Annotated in this window: 22 protein-coding genes and 2 pseudogenes; 17 read left to right on the forward strand and 7 right to left on the reverse strand. The window is 58.2% G+C overall.

Annotated features, from left to right (window positions below):
• Positions 1 to 239: 239 nt before the first annotated feature.
• Positions 240 to 920, reverse strand: coding sequence for an SOS response-associated peptidase family protein (locus ACYZTR_RS12180; RefSeq protein ID WP_461979093.1), 681 nt, complete (start codon positions 918 to 920; stop codon positions 240 to 242).
• A gap of 79 nt (positions 921 to 999) precedes the next feature.
• Positions 1,000 to 1,089, reverse strand: a pseudogene (locus ACYZTR_RS12185) (ABC transporter ATP-binding protein); the annotation flags it as partial.
• Between the two features lie 215 nt (positions 1,090 to 1,304).
• Here ACYZTR_RS12185 and ACYZTR_RS12190 point away from each other — a divergent pair.
• Both ACYZTR_RS12190 and ACYZTR_RS12195 read left to right on the forward strand, forming a co-directional pair.
• Positions 1,305 to 2,204 carry a polysaccharide deacetylase family protein gene (locus ACYZTR_RS12190; protein ID WP_461979095.1) on the forward strand — a complete coding sequence of 300 codons (900 nt, stop codon included), beginning with the start codon at positions 1,305 to 1,307 and terminating at the stop codon, positions 2,202 to 2,204.
• 119 nt (positions 2,205 to 2,323) lie between these two features.
• Positions 2,324 to 2,566, forward strand: coding sequence for a DUF1652 domain-containing protein (locus ACYZTR_RS12195; protein ID WP_461979097.1), 243 nt, complete (start codon positions 2,324 to 2,326; stop codon positions 2,564 to 2,566).
• Here ACYZTR_RS12195 and ACYZTR_RS12200 read toward each other — a convergent pair.
• On the reverse strand, positions 2,563 to 3,447 hold the full coding sequence (locus ACYZTR_RS12200; RefSeq protein WP_461979099.1) for a LysR family transcriptional regulator: 885 nt from the start codon (positions 3,445 to 3,447) through the stop codon (positions 2,563 to 2,565). The genes ACYZTR_RS12195 and ACYZTR_RS12200 overlap by 4 nt on opposite strands.
• Positions 3,448 to 3,574: 127 nt before the next feature.
• Between ACYZTR_RS12200 and ACYZTR_RS12205 the strand changes: the two genes are divergently transcribed.
• From ACYZTR_RS12205 to ACYZTR_RS12220, 4 genes are all read left to right on the forward strand, one after another.
• On the forward strand, positions 3,575 to 4,723 hold the full coding sequence (locus tag ACYZTR_RS12205; RefSeq protein ID WP_461979101.1) for a muconate cycloisomerase family protein: 1,149 nt from the start codon (positions 3,575 to 3,577) through the stop codon (positions 4,721 to 4,723).
• A gap of 10 nt (positions 4,724 to 4,733) precedes the next feature.
• Complete coding sequence (catC, locus tag ACYZTR_RS12210) at positions 4,734 to 5,024, forward strand: muconolactone Delta-isomerase (protein ID WP_461979103.1); 291 nt, start codon at positions 4,734 to 4,736, stop codon at positions 5,022 to 5,024.
• Between the two features lie 54 nt (positions 5,025 to 5,078).
• Positions 5,079 to 6,008, forward strand: a complete 930-nt coding sequence (gene catA, locus ACYZTR_RS12215; RefSeq protein WP_461979105.1) for a catechol 1,2-dioxygenase — start codon at positions 5,079 to 5,081, stop codon at positions 6,006 to 6,008.
• Between the two features lie 119 nt (positions 6,009 to 6,127).
• A complete protein-coding gene (locus tag ACYZTR_RS12220) occupies positions 6,128 to 7,090 on the forward strand; it encodes an AraC family transcriptional regulator (RefSeq protein WP_461979107.1) in 963 nt (320 codons plus the stop codon).
• A gap of 123 nt (positions 7,091 to 7,213) precedes the next feature.
• On the opposite strand, the pseudogene ACYZTR_RS12225 reads toward ACYZTR_RS12220, so the two are convergent.
• Positions 7,214 to 8,482: pseudogene (locus ACYZTR_RS12225) on the reverse strand (IS110 family RNA-guided transposase).
• A 432-nt stretch (positions 8,483 to 8,914) separates the two neighbouring features.
• Between ACYZTR_RS12225 and benA the strand changes: the two are divergent.
• From benA to ACYZTR_RS12245, 4 genes are read left to right on the forward strand one after another with little or no spacing between them, the layout of a single operon-like run.
• Positions 8,915 to 10,279: a benzoate 1,2-dioxygenase large subunit gene (benA, locus tag ACYZTR_RS12230; RefSeq protein ID WP_461979109.1), complete on the forward strand. Its 1,365-nt coding sequence runs from the start codon at positions 8,915 to 8,917 to the stop codon at positions 10,277 to 10,279.
• Positions 10,276 to 10,764 carry a benzoate 1,2-dioxygenase small subunit gene (gene benB, locus ACYZTR_RS12235; RefSeq protein ID WP_461979111.1) on the forward strand — a complete coding sequence of 163 codons (489 nt, stop codon included), beginning with the start codon at positions 10,276 to 10,278 and terminating at the stop codon, positions 10,762 to 10,764. Before benA ends, benB begins: the two co-directional genes overlap by 4 nt.
• Positions 10,765 to 10,774: 10 nt before the next feature.
• Positions 10,775 to 11,788 (forward strand): benzoate 1,2-dioxygenase electron transfer component BenC, encoded by a 1,014-nt coding sequence (gene benC, locus ACYZTR_RS12240; protein WP_461979113.1) that lies wholly within the window; start codon positions 10,775 to 10,777, stop codon positions 11,786 to 11,788.
• 24 nt (positions 11,789 to 11,812) lie between these two features.
• Complete coding sequence (locus tag ACYZTR_RS12245) at positions 11,813 to 12,586, forward strand: 1,6-dihydroxycyclohexa-2,4-diene-1-carboxylate dehydrogenase (RefSeq protein WP_461979115.1); 774 nt, start codon at positions 11,813 to 11,815, stop codon at positions 12,584 to 12,586.
• Between the two features lie 5 nt (positions 12,587 to 12,591).
• Here the strand turns inward: ACYZTR_RS12245 and ACYZTR_RS12250 are convergent, their stop codons facing one another.
• Positions 12,592 to 12,954, reverse strand: a complete 363-nt coding sequence (locus ACYZTR_RS12250) for an NUDIX hydrolase (protein ID WP_461979117.1) — start codon at positions 12,952 to 12,954, stop codon at positions 12,592 to 12,594.
• A gap of 211 nt (positions 12,955 to 13,165) precedes the next feature.
• Here ACYZTR_RS12250 and ACYZTR_RS12255 point away from each other — a divergent pair, with 211 nt between their 5' ends.
• The gene (locus ACYZTR_RS12255) at positions 13,166 to 13,366 is read left to right on the forward strand and encodes a DUF2188 domain-containing protein (RefSeq protein WP_461979119.1); all 201 of its coding nucleotides are present in this window, start codon (positions 13,166 to 13,168) and stop codon (positions 13,364 to 13,366) included.
• A 54-nt stretch (positions 13,367 to 13,420) separates the two neighbouring features.
• On the opposite strand, the gene ACYZTR_RS12260 is transcribed toward ACYZTR_RS12255, so the two are convergent.
• The gene (locus ACYZTR_RS12260) at positions 13,421 to 13,660 is read right to left on the reverse strand and encodes a hypothetical protein (RefSeq protein ID WP_461979684.1); all 240 of its coding nucleotides are present in this window, start codon (positions 13,658 to 13,660) and stop codon (positions 13,421 to 13,423) included.
• 169 nt (positions 13,661 to 13,829) lie between these two features.
• Here ACYZTR_RS12260 and ACYZTR_RS12265 point away from each other — a divergent pair, with 169 nt between their 5' ends.
• Both ACYZTR_RS12265 and ACYZTR_RS12270 read left to right on the forward strand, forming a co-directional pair.
• Positions 13,830 to 14,048 carry a hypothetical protein gene (locus ACYZTR_RS12265; protein ID WP_461979121.1) on the forward strand — a complete coding sequence of 73 codons (219 nt, stop codon included), beginning with the start codon at positions 13,830 to 13,832 and terminating at the stop codon, positions 14,046 to 14,048.
• Positions 14,049 to 14,117: 69 nt separating this feature from the next.
• Positions 14,118 to 14,453 (forward strand): hypothetical protein, encoded by a 336-nt coding sequence (locus tag ACYZTR_RS12270; RefSeq protein ID WP_461979123.1) that lies wholly within the window; start codon positions 14,118 to 14,120, stop codon positions 14,451 to 14,453.
• A gap of 3 nt (positions 14,454 to 14,456) precedes the next feature.
• On the opposite strand, the gene ACYZTR_RS12275 is transcribed toward ACYZTR_RS12270, so the two are convergent.
• Entirely contained in the window at positions 14,457 to 15,023 is a 567-nt protein-coding gene (locus tag ACYZTR_RS12275; protein ID WP_461979125.1) for an RrF2 family transcriptional regulator, read from the reverse strand.
• A 285-nt stretch (positions 15,024 to 15,308) separates the two neighbouring features.
• Between ACYZTR_RS12275 and ACYZTR_RS12280 the strand changes: the two genes are divergently transcribed.
• The 4 genes from ACYZTR_RS12280 (at position 15,309) to ACYZTR_RS12295 (ending at position 19,921) form a co-directional block, all read left to right on the forward strand.
• Positions 15,309 to 16,511, forward strand: a complete 1,203-nt coding sequence (locus ACYZTR_RS12280) for an NAD(P)/FAD-dependent oxidoreductase (RefSeq protein ID WP_461979127.1) — start codon at positions 15,309 to 15,311, stop codon at positions 16,509 to 16,511.
• Between the two features lie 169 nt (positions 16,512 to 16,680).
• Positions 16,681 to 17,970 (forward strand): NAD(P)/FAD-dependent oxidoreductase, encoded by a 1,290-nt coding sequence (locus ACYZTR_RS12285; protein WP_461979129.1) that lies wholly within the window; start codon positions 16,681 to 16,683, stop codon positions 17,968 to 17,970.
• A 25-nt stretch (positions 17,971 to 17,995) separates the two neighbouring features.
• On the forward strand, positions 17,996 to 18,550 hold the full coding sequence (locus ACYZTR_RS12290; protein WP_449643960.1) for a helix-turn-helix domain-containing protein: 555 nt from the start codon (positions 17,996 to 17,998) through the stop codon (positions 18,548 to 18,550).
• 24 nt (positions 18,551 to 18,574) lie between these two features.
• Positions 18,575 to 19,921 (forward strand): glutamine synthetase family protein, encoded by a 1,347-nt coding sequence (locus tag ACYZTR_RS12295; RefSeq protein WP_461979131.1) that lies wholly within the window; start codon positions 18,575 to 18,577, stop codon positions 19,919 to 19,921.
• Positions 19,922 to 20,099 lie beyond the last annotated feature (178 nt).

Raw genomic sequence — 20,099 nt, forward strand, 5'->3', positions numbered from 1 at the left:
GTAGGGATTTCCTGGGTTTATTGACTCTTTGGTCAATTGGGCGGTGCCGAGGGAAACGCGGCGCGCATGCTATCCATAGTTGTTCTAAATGTATCGAAGTGTCAGACAGGCGGTGGCCAAGTTTAATCGCCAAACATAGGCACGTTAATCTTCGGTGAGACAACAGGTGTAACGATCAATTGTTCAATATGTATTTACGACTGATACTTATTTCTGCATTTATGTCCGAGTTGATACGCTCAGGGTGTTTCATCAATCAGTGCCGCGGCTTGATTTTTTGAATTTCCAACCGCTTTGTCCACCTTGTGCCACTCGAAAACCTCGCTGACTTCACCCTGCAACAGCGCCATGTGTTCAGCGCGTTCTTTGGGGGTGGCCGAGTCAAGCCATTCCCGCGCCAGTTGCGCAGACAACACCACGGGGCGCCGGTCATGAATGTCGAGCATGCCGCCCATGCTGTCGGCGGTGATGATCACAAAACCGTCGTCGGCCCGCGGCCCACCCCTCGCGTCGGGAAACTGTCCGATTGCCGCGCATAAAATCGGCGCCCGGTCCCGTCGGCGGATTAGCCACGGTTGCCTCGTCGAATCCCCGGCGTCGACCCATTCAAACCAGTTGTCGATCGGCACAATAGCGCGGTGTGGCCAGATCGCCCGGAAGAACGCGCCGTGGGCGACTTTTTCGACACGCGCATTGGTCGGTGCCGCACGATCCTTCGCCCAGTGTGGCCGCCATCCCCAGCGCTGGAAATCGGCGTGCAGGCCGTTGCTCTCCAGGTGCAGGAGGGCGAGTTGCGTGGTGGGCGCCGCGTTGTAGCGGGCCAGCGGTTCATCACCGACGTGGTTGGTCAACGCGTCGGGGATGCTCAGGGCCGCGACAAAATCGTGAATGCCACGGTACTGCGACAGGCGTCCGCACATAGGCTGATCCTGTGATTGAAGAGCCCTGATTGAAGCGCTCTGATTGAAGAGCGCTGACTGGAGATTTCAGCTTAGTTGCTCAGATCACATGGGCGCGCTGCAACTCGGTCAACGACAAGGCCTTGAGGCGCACCAGCAGCGGGTCTCGCCGGTCACGTTCCTGTTCAAGGTAAAAGCGCTGCCGGCAGCGCTGGCGACGGCGCCAATTATCGACAGCTCGTTTCAGCAGGCGTTTCCCACGATGCCGGGCAGCACTGGAACCAAACACTGTGTACCCTTATCCAACCTCGGCCCGCAGCGACAGGCGGGTCGACGAAGGATAAATGGGCGAAGGATTTTTGCCCTTTGACGTGTTGACCATCGCGCTCTGGCCCAAGGCAAAACATGAAACAGCTGTTCAAGGTTCTATCTGCACTCGTCATCACCACAGGGCTGGTCGGGTGCATTGCTTCTCCCATTGAAATGACGCCGCAGACTGAACAGAGTCTGAGTGCGCAACCACCGATCCGTTTTCTGCTGACCTTTGACGACGGTCCCAGCGCATCGAGTTTCTGGAACCCGACGATGACGGTGCTCGACAGTCTGGCCACTAACCCGGTGCAGCCGAACCTCAAAGCAGTGTTTTTCGTGCAGACCCGCGCCTCACGAGCCGGTGGCAGTGAAATAGGGCGCCAGGTCATGCACCGCGAACAAGTCGAAGGTCAGATCCTGGGCTTTCACACAGCCACGCCCGGGCACTCCAATCATCGCTCCCTGGACCCGCACGCACTGGAGCAGTCCCTCACCCGCGGCAGCGCCGACATCGCCGCGATCACCGGCGCGCCGCCGACGCTGGTGCGCCCGCCGTTCTGGAGCTACGACAAACGCACCTTCGCGGCCTATCAGCAACATGGCATGCAGGTGCTGCTGACCGATTTGAGCGCCAATGACGGGAAGATCTGGGGTTTCAACGCCAGCCCCCGGCGGCGGGCCCATATGCTGCGCTCCATGTCCGAAGTGCGCGAGCGCATCGCCCTTGGAGAGTTACCGGTGGTGGATGGGGTGATCCCGGTGGTGGTGACCTTTCACGACCTCAATCGCTACACCGCCCGGCACACGCGGGAGTACCTGCAAATCCTCCTCGACAGTGCGAACGCCACCGGTCTGAAAACAGCTCAGAGACCTTTTTATGACGACACGGCAGCGCTGCAACGCGCGGCCATGGCGCGCACCGTCCGCGACGGTTCAGAGGCGGTTAAATTGCCGGGGATCTGGAACTGGATCTGGGAGGGGGATTCTCACTGAGAGGGCTCCTAAGTGAGAAACAGTTAACACATATTTTGAGCATTGGCGGGCGCAGGATGGGAAATGTGCATCTATGCTGAAAAAGTTGGATCCGATTAACGGCCACGGAGGCGCCAGATATGGTTTCAGTTCCTGAGCTTTGCCGCATTGTTGAGTGCGGTTTTCAACCGCTGTCCTGTGCTTGCACGGTGAACCCCGACGGAACGTTACGGATCAAGGTCTACGAACCCGCCATCGGGCGAATTGATCTGTTGATCACCGGAGTATCGCCAGCACAGCTGACCACCGTTCGCGCTATCTCCAACCTGATTGGCGAGTTGCGCACTGAAATGCGTGCCGGGCGCCGGGCGTTTGCCGGCTAGTCCCGCGGCAGCAGCTCATCAATTATCTGCAAGCAATGATTCAACCCCGGTGAAACGTCGCCCACGCGCCGGCTGAGAATAATCGGCGAGGTCGCGTTGTCTTCCAGCAGCGGCGTGAAACCAATGTCGTCGCGGTGCAGCAATTGCACCGAGGCCGGCACCAGGGTCACCCCGATTCCCGCCCCCACAAGGCCGATGGCTGTTTGCAGTTCGTTGGTCCATTGCGCCACATGGATGCTCACGCCGTAGGATTCAAACAACGCGATGACATGGTCGGCGTAGCTGGGGCGCGGGTTGCCGGGGTACAGCACAAAAGGTTCTTTCGCCAGGTCGCGAAGGCTGATCGGGCCAGCCAGTAATGGGTGGCCAGCGGGCAGCGCGGCGACCAGCCGATCTTCGGATAAAACCGTCTGGATGATGGCCGGGTCGTCGATGCGGATTCGGCCGAAACCGATATCGATACGCCCGGCCTTGAGCGCCTGAACTTGCTGCAGCGTAGTCATTTCCGAGAGCCCCAGTTCAAGTTCCAGGGGCTCGCCGCTGCGCAAACGGCGAATCAGTTCCGGTAGCACGCCGTAGAGCGTCGACGGTGCGAAACCGATGCCCAGCCAGGTCTTTTCTCCCAGACCGATCCGTCGCGTGTTGTCGCACACCTTGCTCAGTTGCTCGAGCAGCGCGGTGGAGTGTTCATGGAAAAACCGACCGGCGTCGGTCAGCTTCAGCGGCCGCCCGCGTTCCAGCAACAACACCCCGAGTTCATCCTCCAGTTGCTGCATCTGCCGGCTCAGGGGCGGTTGGGCAATGTGCAGGCGCTCGGCGGCACGGGTGAAATTGAGGGTTTGAGCCAACACCTGAAAATAACGCAGGTGACGCAGTTCCATGGAACCTCCAGACACAAGTCGTTTGCATACCTTAAAGGTATCAAGTCAGACCAATTCTATATTGGCTTCCGGAAAAAAGCCGTACGAGAATCGGTTCCAGAACTCCAAGAACCTGACGGGTATCGACATGCTTGCAGCAGCCATTGAATCGATCGAGACGATCATCGTCGATCTGCCGACCATCCGTCCGCACAAGCTGGCGATGCACACCATGCAGAACCAGACGCTGGTGATCATTCGTGTGCGCTGTGCCGATGGCATCGAGGGTATCGGCGAATCCACCACCATCGGTGGCCTGGCATACGGCAACGAAAGCCCTGACAGCATCAAGACCAACATCGACCGACACTTTGCGCCGCTGCTGCTGGGCCAGGACAGCGCCAATGTGAATGCCGCGATGTTGCGCCTTGAGCGCAGCATCCGTGGCAACACATTCGCTAAATCAGGTATCGAAACCGCCTTGCTCGACGCTCAGGGCAAACGCCTTGGGTTGCCGGTCAGCGAGCTGCTGGGCGGTCGCGTTCGCGATGCCTTGCCGGTGGCGTGGACCCTGGCCAGTGGCGACACCGACAAGGACATCGCCGAAGCGGAAAAAATGCTCGACCTGCGCCGCCATCGGATCTTCAAATTGAAAATCGGTGCGGGTGAGGTCAACCGCGACCTGGCCCACGTTATTGCAATCAAGAAAGCCCTGGGCGATCGCGCCAGCGTGCGGGTCGATGTCAATCAAGCCTGGGACGAAGCGGTCGCGCTGCGCGCCTGCCGGATCCTCGGAACCAATGGCATCGACCTGATCGAACAGCCGATCTCGCGCAATAATCGCGCCGGCATGGTGCGCCTGAATGCGATGAGCCCGGCGCCGATCATGGCCGACGAATCCATCGAATGCGTGGAAGATGCCTTCAACCTGGCACGGGAGGGCGCTGCCTCGGTGTTTGCCCTGAAGATCGCCAAGAACGGCGGCCCGCGCGCCGTGCTGCGAACCGCTGCCATCGCCGAAGCCGCCGGTATCGGGTTGTACGGCGGCACCATGCTTGAAGGTGGTATCGGCACACTGGCCTCGGCCCATGCCTTTATCACGCTGAATAAACTGGCGTGGGATACCGAGCTGTTCGGCCCGTTGCTGCTGACTGAAGACATTCTCAGCGAGCCGCTGGTCTATCGCGATTTTGAGCTGCACGTTCCGAAAACACCGGGCCTGGGTTTGAGCCTGGATGAAGAGCGCCTGGCGTTTTTCCGTCGCCACAAGCCATCCACTTCCGTTCATCAAGCCTGAGGAGAGCATCATGCTATTCCACGTAAAAATGACCGTGAATCTGCCGGTCGACATGAGCCCGGAAACGGCCACGAAGCTTAAGACCGACGAGAAAGCCCTGGCCCAGCGTCTGCAAGAGCAAGGCAAGTGGCGTCACCTGTGGCGCATCGCCGGGCACTATGCCAATTACAGCGTTTTCGACGTCGACAGCGTTCAGGAACTGCACGATTTGCTCATGCAATTACCGCTGTTTCCGTACATGGCGATCGAGGTCGACGCGATGTGCCGGCATCCTTCTTCCATTCGCGAGGATGACCGCTGAACCCGCCTGTTCGGTTCGCTACGCTAATAATGACAAGATGAGGAACCCACCAAAATGAACGTCAAGATTTCCCACACTGCCAGTGTCCAGAAGTTTCTCGAAGAGGCCAGTGGTCTGCTCAACGACGCCGGCGACCCGCGGGTCAAGGCCCTGGTTTACCGCATCCTGCGTGATTCGGTGAACATCATCGAAGACTTGGCCGTCACCCCGGAAGAGTTCTGGAAAGCCGTCAATTACCTCAACGTGCTGGGTGCGCGTCAAGAGGCTGGATTGGTGGTGGCCGGGCTCGGCCTGGAACATTACCTCGACCTGCTGATGGACGCCGAAGACGAGCAGGCCGGCAAGGCCGGCGGCACGCCACGGACGATTGAAGGCCCGTTGTATGTCGCGGGCGCGCCACTGTCGGAGGGCGAGGCGCGACTGGATGACGGTGTCGATCCGGGTGTGGTGCTGTTCATGCAGGGCCAGGTCAAGAATACCGCCGGCGAACCGTTGGCCGGCGCGGTGGTGGATGTCTGGCACGCCAACACGGGCGGCACTTACTCCTACTTTGATACCACCCAGTCGGAATTCAACCTGCGTCGCCGTATCGTCACCGATGCCGAAGGTCGTTACCGCTTTCGCAGCATCGTGCCGTCGGGCTATGGCTGTCCGCCAAACGGTCCGACCCAGCAACTGCTTGATCAACTGGGCCGTCATGGCCAGCGTCCGGCGCACGTGCACTTCTTCATCTCGGCACCGGATCATCGTCACCTGACCACCCAGATCAACCTCGATGGCGATCAATACCTGCACGACGATTTCGCCTATGCCACACGGGATGAGCTGATCGCGAGAATCACCTTCAGCGACGATCAAGCGCGTGCGGCGGCCCATGGTGTGAGCGGTTGTTTTGCCGAAATCGACTTCGATTTCACCTTGCAGACCTCCGCGCAACCCGACGAGCAGCAACGTCACGAGCGGGTCCGCGCGCTCGAGGACTGATATCCTCGGACAGCGGGACCGGGCCACGAGAAACGACGGTTTATCTCGTGGCCTTCTGTGTTTCGACCACTGCCCTGCAATGACCCGACGCAACCTATAACAACAATGAGAATGACCCGATGATGCAAGCGCAACTGTTGAGTCAGCGCAGCACCGTATTCGACCACGCCGATCCTTACGCGGTGTCGGGCTACGTCAATCAGCATGTCGGTAACCATTGCATTCTGATGCCCCGGGCCGGGCGACCGCTGGCCAGCCTCAGTCACCGCAAATTTGCCAGCCTTGACCTGTGCCGCATCAGCTATGGCGGCAGCGTACGGGTCACCTCCGGTGCTCTGGAAAGCATCTATCACCTGCAAGTCTTGCTGCGCGGCAACTGTCTGTGGCGCGGCCACGGCCAGGAACACTACTTCGCGCCCGGCGAGTTGCTGTTGATCAATCCCGACGATCCGGTGGACCTGACCTACTCTGACGATTGCGAAAAATTCATCCTCAAAGTCCCCACCCCGTTGCTGGAGTCCGTGTGCGATGAGCAGCGCTGGCGGTATCCGGGGCAGGGCGTGCGGTTTCTGGAAAACCGTTATCAGCTCGATGAGCTGGAAGGCTTTGTCGGTCTGTTGGCGATGATGTGCCAGGAGGCCGAGGCCACCGAGCAAATTCCCAAGGTGCAGGAGCATTACGCACAGATCATCGTCAGCAAGATGCTCAGCCTGATGAAGACCAATGTCAGCCGAATCAGTCTCGGCTCACAGACGGCTACGTTCGAGGTGATTGCCGACTACATCGCAGGCCACCTCAAACAGGACATCGACAGCGAAGAACTGGCACGCCAGGCGCGGATGAGCCTGCGCTCGTTGTATGGATTGTTCGAACGCAATGCCGGTACCACGCCTAAAAGCTACATCCGGCAAAAACGCCTTGAGCGCATCAACGCCTGCCTGAGCGACCCGACCTGTAACGTGCGCAACGTCACGGAAGTGGCGATGGATTACGGCTTCCTGCACCTGGGCCGGTTCTCCGACAGCTACCGCAAACAGTTTGGCGAATTACCGTCGGACACCCTCAAGCGCCGCGACAATTAGATGCCCGTCAGTTAAAGCATTGAACGATGAAACTCCTGTGGGAGCGGGCTTGCTCGCGAAGAGGGAGTTTCAGTCGACATTGATCTTGCCTGACACACCGCCTTCACGCCCTGAGCCTTTCCGTCAACGCGGTTTTGCTGTGTCCAGCTCGCTGGTCAACCGTGAGCCGTGCCGGAGCAAGGCTTGTAAATAAACCTTTTCGTCGTACACGGTGCTGCTCTTCCAGCACCGATAAACGATCCGGATCCACTTGAACGCCAGGGCCCTGAGGGCTGCTTGGTAAGAGCTGCCTTTGGCCCTTTGCTGGCGATAATACGCCTCTGCCCACACCGATTGATTGATGCTGTGGGCAGCCCACTCAACAAAGGTCTGGCGCAAAAAAGTTGCGCATTGATAGCGCCAGTGGACGACTTTTTTCTTGCCACTGCGTTCGGTGACCGGGGCAATTCCGGCATATCGCTGCACAGCACTGGCATCCTTGAAGCGATCACGCTACTCACCAAAGGCGACCATCAACCGTGGGGCAAGCTGCTGCCCCGCGCCGGGCAAGGCCTTGAAGAGTCGGTAGTCGGCCAGGGTGTTGGCAGTTTTTTCGATCTCCCGATCAAAGTCTTTGATCGCCGTGATAACCCCTTTCAGTTGCGAGACCAGGGCCAGCACATACAGCGCTGAAGGACTGACCACGCCTGGATCTTCAGTCAACGGCATGGCTTTGGCGATCAATGCCAAACGCCGCTGATTGAGCTCAGCATGGCGAACATTATGCGCGTGAAGGAACTTCAAAACGCTGGCTGGCCGAGCGTGCTTAAGCACTTCAAATGTCGACCAGCGCGCCAAAAACTCACAGAAAACCAGCGTGTCATGGTCATGAAACAGCTCAAGAGCCAACGGGTAATACTGTTTGAGCATGCAGACCAGACGATTGCTGATCTTGACCCGGTCATCGACCAACCCGCGGCGATGTTCGGTCAGGCTGGCGAGCGAACGCATGGCGGAGCTTTGCTGGACCAGTTGAGGAAACCGTTCGGGATGATTCAGCAACAGCTCAAGCGCCCATTGAGCATCCGTTGGATCATCCTTGGCGCCACTGGGGACGAAGGTTTTACGGTGCCGGGCCAAGGTGCTCGGATTGATCGGAAAGATACAAAAAAACTCATATTTTTGCAGAGCCGCTATCAGTGGGCCTTTGTTCAACTCCACGGCGATCGCGATCGGGCCACCGTAACGTTGATGCAGCGACCTGGCCCAGCGATCAATCGACTCGGGCTTGTGGTCGATGACCTCGAAACTCCGCTGAGCCTCTCCAGCTATCTGCAAACAGATGTCGTGCTTGGCGTCTGCCCAATCAATTCCGATATAAGCAGTGAAACTCTGAGACAGGAGCGTTTGCATGGAACACCTCCACAGACGCTAAAGTACATGCAGGGACATGCATGCTTGCGTCCAGCGAAGGCGATATAGAGAGCCGTGTCGGGCTTTCCCTGAGAATTCGTTAGAGGGCGCAAGCGCACCTGTGGACTCGAAGGTGAAAGCGTAATCATCGAGTGCTGCGCGAGCATATTCGTAGCCCGCAGGTGCATGTTCCTTCCTCGCCGACAACCGACTTCCAGCGAATATCAGTATGGAAGAGAAAGGAACGGACTACCTATATCGCGAGCAAGCCCGCTCCCACAGGTTCCGAGTCTTGATTGACAGGTATTTCGGGAAACCTGACTCCGACCACTTTGCACAAAACGGATACAGGTCTGCACCCATCGGATAGTCCGCCACACCCCCCCGTTCTAGCATGGCCCTGCCTGAATAAAAACAATGGAGGCGGCGGCCATGACCCTGCGACCCGAATACCTTCACTCCCTGCTCGAAGATGACAAAGAACAGGGCATCTATCGCTGCAAGCGCGAGATGTTCACCGACCCGCGGCTGTTCGATCTCGAGATGCAGCACATCTTCGAAGGCAACTGGCTGTACCTGGCCCACGAAAGCCAGATCCCCAACAAAAACGACTTCTACACCACCACCATGGGGCGCCAGTCGATCTTCATTGCGCGCAACAAGGACGGTGAGCTCAATGCGTTCCTCAACGCCTGCAGCCATCGTGGCGCGACGCTGTGCCGGCACAAGTCCGGCAACAAAAGCTCGTACACCTGCCCATTCCATGGTTGGACCTTCAACAACTCCGGCAAGCTGCTCAAGGTCAAGGATCCAGCCGAAGCGGGCTACCCGGCGAGCTTCAACTGCGAAGGCTCCCACGACCTGACCAAAGTCGCGCGTTTCGAATCCTATCGTGGCTTCCTGTTTGGCAGCCTTAAGGCTGACGTCGTGTCGTTGGTTGAACACCTGGGCGAGTCGGCAAAGATCATCGACATGATCGTCGACCAGTCCGCCGATGGCCTGGAAGTGCTGCGCGGTTCCTCCAGCTACATCTACGAAGGCAACTGGAAACTCACGGCCGAAAACGGCGCCGACGGCTATCACGTCAGCTCCGTGCACTGGAACTACGCGGCCACCCAGAACCAGCGCAAGCAGCGCGAGGCCGGCGATTGCAATCCGACCATGAGTGCCGGCAGTTGGGCCAAGCAGGGCGGGGGTTTCTACTCGTTCGACAAGGGCCACATGCTGCTCTGGACCCGCTGGTCCAACCCCGAGGATCGTCCGCTGTACGAGCGTCGCGATGAATTGGCTCAGGATTTTGGCAAGGCTCGCGCCGACTGGATGATCGAGAACTCGCGCAACCTGTGCCTGTACCCGAACGTGTACCTCATGGACCAGTTCAGTTCGCAGATCCGTATCGCTCGGCCGATCTCGGTCGACCGCACGGAAATCACCATTTACTGCATCGCCCCCAAAGGTGAAAGCGACACCGCACGTTCGAGTCGGATTCGTCAGTACGAGGACTTCTTCAACGTCAGCGGCATGGCCACTCCGGACGATCTGGAAGAGTTTCGCTCCTGCCAAACCAGTTACCAGGGCAGCGTGACCGCCTGGAACGACATGTCCCGTGGCGCCGAGCACTGGGTCGAAGGCGCCGATGAAGCGGCTAAAGAAATCGACCTGCATCCGTTGCTCAGCGGCGTGCGCACCGAAGACGAAGGCCTGTTCGTGCTGCAACACAAGTATTGGCAGCAGACCATGCTCAAGGCCTTGGCCGCAGAGCAGTCGGAACTGATTCCTGTGGAGGCCGTGCAATGACCATCACCTATGACGCCGTGTGCGAATTTCTCTACCGCGAAGCGCGCTACCTCGATGACCGGCAATGGGACGAATGGCTGGAGTTGTACGCCCCTGACGCGACGTTCTGGATGCCGTCCTGGGACGACAACGACGAGCTGACCGAAGACCCACAACGGGAAATCTCGCTGATCTGGTACGGCAACCGCACCGGTCTGGAAGACCGCGTCTTCCGCATCAAGACCGAACGCTCCAGTGCGAGCATTCCAGACACCCGCACCTCGCACAACATCAGCAACATCGAGCTGCTCGAGCAGGCCGACGGACTGTGCAAGGTGCGTTTCAACTGGCACACCCTGAGCTTTCGCTACAAAACCGTCGACAGCTATTTCGGCAGCAGTTTCTACACCCTCGATGTGCGCGGTGAAAACACGCAGATCTTGGCCAAGAAAGTGATCCTGAAGAACGATTACGTTCGTCAGGTCATCGATGTCTACCACCTCTGAGGCGGCCGTCATGACTCATTCCATTGCATTCAATTTCGAAGACGGCGTCACCCGGTTCATCGACGCCAACGCCGGCGAAACCGTGGCCGATGCCGCGTACCGCCAGGGCATCAATATTCCGCTGGACTGCCGCGATGGCGCCTGCGGTACCTGCAAATGCTTCGCCGAGGCCGGCCGATATGATTTGGGCGAGGAGTACATCGAAGATGCCCTCAGCTCGGAAGAAGCCGAGCAAGGGTTCGTCTTGACCTGCCAGATGCGCGCCCAGAGCGATTGCGTGATTCGCGTGCCGACCTCCTCGCAGGTTTGCCGTACCCGTCAGGCCAGCTATGACGCCACCATCAGCGCCGTGCGCCAGCTGTCCGACAGCACCATCGCGTTGTCGATCAAGGGCGAAGCCCTGAGCAGACTGGCGTTCCTGCCGGGGCAATACGTGAACCTCGCGATTCCCGGCAGCGAGCAGACCCGCGCTTATTCGTTCAGCTCGTTGCAGCGCGACGGCGAGGTCAGTTTCCTGATCCGCAACGTGCCCGGCGGCTTGATGAGCAGCTTCCTTACCGGCATGGCCAAGGCCGGCGACAGCATGAGCCTGGCCGGGCCGTTGGGCAGTTTCTATCTGCGCGATATCCGTCGTCCGCTGTTGCTGCTGGCCGGTGGTACGGGGCTGGCACCGTTCACGGCGATGCTGGAAAAAATCGCCGAGCAGGGCAGTGAACATCCGCTGCATTTGATCTACGGCGTGACCAACGATTTCGATCTGGTGGAACTGGATCGACTCGAAGCCTTTGCCGCACGAATCCCGAACTTCAGCTTCAGTGCGTGCGTGGCCAACCCGGACAGTCAGCACCCGCTCAAGGGCTACGTGACCCAACACATCGAACCGCAGCATTTGAACGATGGCGACGTCGATGTCTACCTGTGCGGCCCGCCGCCGATGGTCGAAGCCGTCAGCCAGTTCATCCGTGAGAAAGGCATCGCGCCGACAAACTTTTACTACGAGAAATTTGCCGCCAGCGCGGCCTGAGCCGCACTGTTGTGGGAGAGAGACATGAACAGATTTCACGAAAAAGTCGCGCTGATTACCGGCGCCGCTCAAGGCATCGGTCGGCGCGTTGCTGAACGCATGGCGGCAGAAGGTGCGCGGTTGATTCTGGTCGACCGCTCCGAACTGGTATTCGAGGTGCAGAAGGAATTGGGTGTGGTGAGCCAGGTGCTGGCGTTGACCGCCGATCTTGAGCAATACAGCGAATGCAGCCGCGTGATGCAAACCACCGTCGAACGTTTCGATCGTCTCGACATTCTGATCAATAATGTCGGCGGGACGATCTGGGCCAAGCCCTTCGAGCACTACGACGCGCAGCAGATCGAGGCTGAAGTCCGCCGTTCGCTGTTGCCGACGCTGTGGTGCTGTCATGCCGCGCTGCCGTTCATGCTTGAACAGGGCAGCGGCGCCATCGTCAACGTTTCGTCCATCGCCACTCGCAGTGTCAATCGCGTGCCGTACGGTGCGGCAAAGGGTGGGGTCAACGCGCTGACCGCTTGCCTGGCATTCGAAACCGCCGGTCGTGGGGTTCGGGTCAATGCCACCGCGCCCGGTGGCACCGAAGCACCGCCGCGGGTGATTCCGCGCAACAGCGCCGATCAGAGCGCGCAAGAGAAGGTCTGGTATCAGCAGATTGTCGACCAGACGCTGGATAGCAGTCTGATGAAACGCTACGGCACGCTGGATGAACAGGCAGGCGCTATTTTGTTTCTGGCCAGCGACGAGGCGTCCTATATCACCGGCATGATCATGCCGGTCGGTGGCGGCGACCAAGGCTGACCAGCTTACAGGCGACGCTGAAACGCCTTGATGATTCTGAGCGTAGCGTCGCTTGTGTGCAGGTTGTGTACCGCGTCCAGCGGATACCAGATGCAATCGAAAATTTCGTTTTGTGGGCGGGCCTCATCCGGGTTCTCCACTGAGGCTTCGTAGACGTGGTGTCGGGTGCTGCCCGTTTGCAACTCCATCAGATACAGCAACCCGTCGACCTCTAGCCCTGTCTCTTCCTGAAGCTCTCGCGTGGCGGCGTCAGCATTGGTTTCACCGCGCTCAACTTTCCCGCCGGGCAGCGTCCAGCGACACCTTGGCTTGCGCACCAGGAGAATGTGCCGGTCCTGCTCGCATATAACGGTCGCGCGTACTTTCATGTGTTACCTAATTGCCGTTTGTCACAACACAGCCATAAAAATGCAATATTCGGGTCGAGCACGTCTGTCTCAAAGGTTGGAGGGATCGTCGAGATGTAAGTGCAACCGGATGCCGAAATCCCGGCGCGACGTCTGGTCGGCACTTCAACAAAGGTCGGGTGTAAGGTGTCCAGGTGAATCCAGGATCATCACTGCCGAAATGGAGATGACTATGAGCGTTCCGATGCTTATCAAAATGCACATGAACGGTTATGACGTACTCAGCGTGAACAATGGCCCGTGGCGGGTGTGCACTAAAGGTGACCGGCTTGGAGCCTTTGGCAGCAGAGAGGAAGCGCTGGCCTTTGCGGCCTCTCTTCCCGGCTACAAGGCCAGATCAAGTCGGCCTGCACGTAGCCAAAAGTCAGATTGATAGCGCGCTAGCAGCCCCGGTTCGCCGGGGCTTTTCTTTCCTTCATGGCTTCTGCTAAAGAGCTTTCGTTCGAGTGATAACCTTGGCTTTCACTTCCTCGGCATAGCCCTTCAGTCGTTCTTCATCTCCCTGAAACAAATCGCACATCTTTTCGGCTGCTTTCGCATCCACATCATTGCCAGCCAGGCGTAGCTGCTCTGCGATGCGCAAAAGCTCTACCGATGACCATCTCAAGTCCGACGCAAGGCCTTGCAGGTCACGCCGAAGTTCGTTTTCAGATTCGTTGAGCCACATGATGATCTCCTGAAAGTCTCTGCTACGAAATTTTAGTCCCATTTCCCAAGTCAGGGCGTTTTGTTCGTCCGGGCCGTTGGCGTAGCCTTCTGTCGGGAAAATGACGCGGATGAGCAAATCTGATGTCGTAGTGAGGTAGTGAATTTTCGCTACGTCGAGGCCACTTCAAATGACGATCACTGATGACTTTCGATTTCATGCCCATGAGCTGATGGTTGACATGGACGCGGCTACCACGGAAATGATGAAGCTGATTTCCGCGCATCAGCTGAGCGGCCCGGAATGGGAGCGGGTCACTCAGTGGCAACATGAAGCGTACGAAAGATGGATGACCTATCTCAACGAGAGGTCATACCCGGATCCGGGCGATAACAACGCGCCTCGCTGAGTGCTGTTCAGCGGATGGATGTCTGGGCAGCGACGCGCTACATTTCTCTTTTTCGGATAAGGAAGCGTCATGCGCAAGTTGATTGGGGGAGCAGGGTTGGCGTTGCTGGCGGGCTGTTCGTTGCCCGCGTCCTTGGTGCCTGGTGAGCCCAATGTCAGCAAGTACAGCAACAAGGCGCCAAAAGACTATGCCGCGTGTGTTGCGCCGGCGTGGCAGCAGGAAATACCCAATACAACCCAATCGGCGATTTCCAACGGCTACAGGATCACGGCGCCGAGCATCATTTCGGCCGACGAGATCGTGGATATCGTGAAATCGAAGGATGGCAGTCACGTGTCGCTTTATCAGGGGCCGCCGTGGGCGAAATCAGGGGCGCTGCGCAAGGCAGTGCGTGATTGCCTGTAAGGTTTAGCCGGTGATCTCGGTCACCTGGATGATGTCGTCGATTGCCTGAGTGCTCGCACTGGTTTTCTTTTCCCGACGTTCGTTCATCCAGTCGTCCACCTGAGCATTGAATTGCGCCGGCGCTTTTCGTCCGACTTTCCTGGCGAGATCAAGAATGGTCTGCTGGGCGAGGGCGTCTTCCATACGTTTCTGCGCGACCATCATGGCGGCATGGACTGAGCAGTGATCAGCCACCGCCCACGCCGGCGCGGAACCTTCGAACAAGGCGCAACGCCCCCGAATCTCTCGGCAATCGAAGATGAGCTTCTGGCCGTCGATGGCATTGACGATATCCAGAAGACTGATTTCGTCAGAAGGCCGGGCCAGCTTGAACCCCCCGCGCACGCCTTCAGTGGCGACCACCAGTTTTGCCTTGGCCAGTTTGGTGAAGATTTTTGCCAGATAGTCCTGAGGTACGCCTTGCAGTTCAGCAAGGTCGCGCACGCTCGCCTCACGGGTGTCGCCGCAATTTCCCACCAGAAAAATCAGGCAATGAATGCCGTACTCAACGCCCGCGCTGTAAAGAGACATATCGATCTCCGACTAAAGTAGTCGTAAATGTTAGCAGCGGGAAGTGAGCTGAGCAATGAATTCGATCTCGTATTCACTGCGTCTGCTCTAGCGTCGTGTGCTGGTGCGACGATTTATTGCTCTTCCTGAGGACAAATCAAAAATATATCGATGGTAACCATCAGTCATTTTGTTTGCATCAGCCAACTGGGATCAATATAGTCGCAGTTATTAGGTCGGCAGCCGCTACCGAAGAACGTGACCTTTAACGAACTCATCACTTGGTCTTCTCCCCCGGAGTTAAAAATGAAACAGCACATCTTGGTTATCGGCGCAGGTTTCGGTGGCATGTGGACGGCTTTGAGCGCCACGCGCCTGTTCGACATTCATGGTCACAACGACGTTGAAGTGACTGTTCTGGCCCCTCAGGCCGAGCTGCGTGTACGTCCGCGCTTCTACGAGCCGAATGCGCACCTACTGGCCGCGCCGATTGGCGAACTGTTTGATGCGGTCGGCGTGAAGTTCATCAAAGGCGCCGCAGAGAGCATCGACGTTGCGCAAAAACGCGTCGGTTACGTCGATGCATCGGGCAATCAGCAAGTGTGCAGCTACGACAAACTCGTTCTGGCGACTGGCAGTCGTCTGGCACTGCCGAACACTCCAGGTGTGGCGGAACACGCCTTCGATGTCGACCAGATCGAACCGGCCGTACGTCTGGAAAATCACCTCAAATCTCTGGTAAACCTGCCAGAAAGCAAAGCCCGCAACACCGTAGTGGTTGCCGGTGGTGGCTTCACTGGGATTGAAACGGCGACTGAAATGCCTGGGCGTCTGCGTGCCATCTTGGGTGATCGTGCCGACATCGAAGTGATCATCGTTGATCGTGGCGAGAAAGTTGGCGGGTCCATGGGCGACGAGATTGCCAAGTCGATCGCTGAAGCCAGTATTGAAACCGGCGTGACCTGGCGCTTGAAATCGTCGGTGGTCGCCGTCGACGAATGCGGCGTGACCCTGGCCGATGGTCAGCGCATCGATGCCAAAACCGTGATTTGGACCACCGGTGTGCGCGCCAGCTCGCTGACCGAGCAGATTCCGGCCGAACGCGATCACCTCGGTCGTCTGCACGTCGACGCGCATCTGAAAGTCATTGGTCAAGAAGACATCTTCGCCACCGGCGACGTCGCCTACGCCGCCAGCGATGACATCGGCAACTTCGCGTTAATGACCTGTCAGCACGCCATCTCGCTGGGTCGTCATGCCGGCAACAACGTTGCCGCGCAGATCCTGGGGGTGGATCCGACTCCGTATAGCCAGCCTAAATACGTGACCTGTCTGGATCTGGGCGCCTGGGGAGCGGTTTACACCGAGGGTTGGGACCGCCAGGTGAAGTTGATCAAGGCGGAAGCCAAGGCGCTGAAAACCCAGATCAACACGACGTGGATTTACCCACCTGCGGCTGACCGTGTCACTGCGCTGGCTTCAGCGGATCCGATGATTCCAATTGCCTGAAGCGTCGGCAGCGTTGCTTCGATAACGCTGTCGGCTTGAAAAAAATCCCGCCCGGGTTCTCTTGGGCGGGATTTTTTTTGCGCCTTGATGCGCCTTGAACAGTTGCGGTAATGAAATTTAGCCTGTATTTTTTCATGAAATTAAAAGTATAAAAATTCACGGGGCCCGCATGTTTCAGCAATCTACCCAGCACGTCTCCAGCTATTACGCCCACACCTGCGCGGATCGTCTGTTGGATCGAGTCCCTTTGCAGGGCGAACAGGACACTGAAGTGTTGATCATCGGGGCCGGCTTCAGTGGATTGCATACGGCATTGCGTCTGGCCCTGGCCGGCAAACGCGTGACCTTGCTGGAAGCCAGTCGGGTGGCCTGGGCCGCCTCGGGCCGCAATGGCGGTCAGGCCATTCTCGGTTGGTCGTGTGACATGCCGCCGTTGGAGGCGGCGCTGGGTTATGAGCGCGCGCGCCGGTTATGGGACAGCATGCGCTGGGCTGCACGAGAGTTGCGAGCGTTGCCCGCACGCCATGATTTCGACTGCGACTATCGGCCCGGCCACCTCTGGACGTCGGTGATGCCGCGACGGGTGAGTCTGCTGACAGAGTGGCAACACGAGGCCAGCCACAAGTGGGGCCACGATGGTTTGCAGTTCATAGCGCGCGAGGAGTTGCCGGAATGGGTCGCCAGTGAGCGCTACCAGGCAGGCCTGTTTGATCCTGAAGGCGGGCATCTGAATCCGCTGAAACTGGCACTCGGGCTGGCCGCCGCGATTGAACGTGCCGGTGGATGCATTCATGAACACAGCAAGGCGCTGAGTTATCGCGAAGAAGGCGATCGTTATGTGGTCACCACTGAGCGCGGACGCATTCAGGCGGACGTGTTGGTGCTGGCGTGCAACGCCTATCTGGATCGACTTGATCCGAAACTGTCGAGTTGCGTGTTGCCGGTCGGCACCTACCAGGTGGCCACCGCGGCACTTTCAGAGAAGCAGGCGAGCGCGTTGCTACCGAGCAATGTGTGCGTCACCGACAACCAGTTTGTCCTTGATTATTTCCGCCGTACGCCGGACAACCGCCTGCTGTTCGGCGGTGGTTGCACGTATCTGGGTGGCATGCCGAAGGACATCGCGGCCGCGACGCGGCCTTATCTGGAGCGCGTATTTCCCCAGCTCAAGGGCGTCGAGCTGGATTTTGCCTGGGGAGGGCATATCGACCTCACCCTCAAGCGCACGCCTGACATCGGTCGACGTGGCGATCTCTACTGGCTACAGGGTTACTCCGGGCACGGGGTGCTGCCGACATTGGCCGGTGCACGCGCCGTGTCCGACGCGATACTTGGCCAGCCGGATGAGCTGGCGTTGTACCAGGGCTTGATCAACGGCAGTTTTCCCGGTGGCAAGTATTTGGCAGCACCGCTGGAAGCCATCGGCAAGGCCTGGTATCGGCTGCGCGACAGCCTTTGAAACATCAATTTCTGGAAGCCTTTAGATGGACATGCAAGAAGAAATCTCGGCGCTGGCGATCTTGATCCAGGACCTGCGCAAACACAAAAAATACACGCTGAAAGACTTGGCGGACAAAATCGGTCGTTCGGTCGGCTTTCTCTCGCAAGTCGAGCGGGGGCTGTCGCGTCCCACGGTGGCGGACTTGACCGCGATCAGCGAAACCCTTGGCGTGCCGACCACTTATTTCTACAGCTTGCCCAAGCCTATGGCATTGCCTTGGGTAACCCGCCCGGATGAGCGACGCACGCTGTATTACGCCGACGGGATTACCGACATCCTCGTTTCTCCAAAGATGAGGGCGTCTTTTTCAATGCTTGAAAGCCAATTGGAGTCCGGCGCCAGCAGTGGCGATCGGCACATGAATGACAGCTCGGAGCAGGGTGGCTATGTCCTCGAGGGGGAGCTGACGCTGTGGCTGGATGACAATCAACCAGTGACATTACGTGCCGGCGACAGTTTTCAACTGGCCAGTCACACGCATTGTCGCTACGGCAACCTCTCGGATCAGCTCACCCGGGTGCTTTGGGTTTACACCTGATAAAAACAACAAGGAACACTAACGATGGATGCTGTCTGCTCTGATCTGGTTGCTGAGGTTCGCGCGTTTCGTCAGCGCTTCCCGCAGGTGCGTTACGTTGACCTGATTTCCCTGGACATTCCCGGGCATTTTTACGGTAAGCGCTACCCGATAGAAATGCTCGAGAAGGTTGCCGCAGGCAGCGTGCTCAAGCTGCCGCAAAACTGTGTGTTGCTTGGCACGCAGGGCGGTCTGTTCAAAATCGGCGACTACTGTTTTAACGACGGCGATCCGGATGCTCCCCGCCGACTGGTGCCCTGCACGCTCAAGCCAGTGAGTTGGGAAAAACAACCGCTGGGGCAGATGCTGATTACCTCAAGCGGTACTGAAAAGCCTATCGTCTTCGAGCCGCGAGAAGTGTTGGCGCAGGTGCTCGAGCGCCTTGGCCGAAAAGGGATTTTCCCGGTGGTCGCGTTCGAGCTGGAGTTCTATCTGTTCGATCGCCAGCTACGTGACGGCTTGCCACAGTTCCCTCGCGATCAGCTGACGGACGATGCCGATGATCAGCCGAATATGCACATCGAACGGCTGTCGAGATTTTCACCGGTGCTCGATGACATGGTCGAGACCGCGCGGGCGCAAGGCATCGATACCACGGTAATCACTGCGGAGCTGGGCCCTGGCCAGTTCGAGATCAATTTTGGTCACCTTGACGACGGCCTGCGTGCGGCCGACTGGGCGGCCCTGTTTTGCCGCAGCACACGGGGGGTGGCCCTCAAGCACAACCACCGCGCCAGCTTCATGGCCAAACCCTACTTGCAGCACCCCGGTAGCGGCATGCATGTGCATGTGAGCCTTTATGACGAGGCCGGAAATAACCTGTTGGCGGCTGACAATCAGCAGGCGTTGCGCCATGCAGTGGCCGGTTGCCTTGAAGTGTTGCCGCATTGCATGCCGATCTTTGCACCGAATCACAACGCAATGCGTCGTTTGAGCGGCACGGTGAACGTCGCGACGCGCGCCAGTTGGGGGTTTGAAGATCGTGACGCATGCCTGCGGGTGCCTGAGTCGGACGCTAAAAATCTTCGCATCGAACATCGCCTGGCGGGCGCGGATGCCAACCCTTATCTCGTATTAGCGGCGATTCTAGTAGGGCTGGAGCAAGGGCTGGAAATGGGTCGTGAACCGATTGCATCCCTCAACGAAGATCGTGGCAGCGGTATCGACTTCCCGCTGGAGATGCTGGAGGCCGTGCGTTCGATGCAAAACAATGCTCAGCTGCGCGAAGGTTTGGGTGCGGAGTTTGTGGATGTCTACTGTGAAAACAAGCGCCAGGACCATTTGGCATTCCTGCAGGACATCAGTGCGCGGGAGTATCGCTGGTTCCTGTAAATCAGTCCTTGCCGATCATCGACCATAAAAAACGTGTGGATATTTAACGAGTTAGACGTTTTAGTAACTGGATAGTGAATCAGAATATCTTGTTACAGGCAGAAGTATTAAGTAATATTCGCCCCGCGTTCACCACCACGGTTTATGCATTTTGAGTCCCGGGCGTCCATCAGCTGCC

Source organism: Pseudomonas sp. Hz4 (assembly GCF_054898165.1).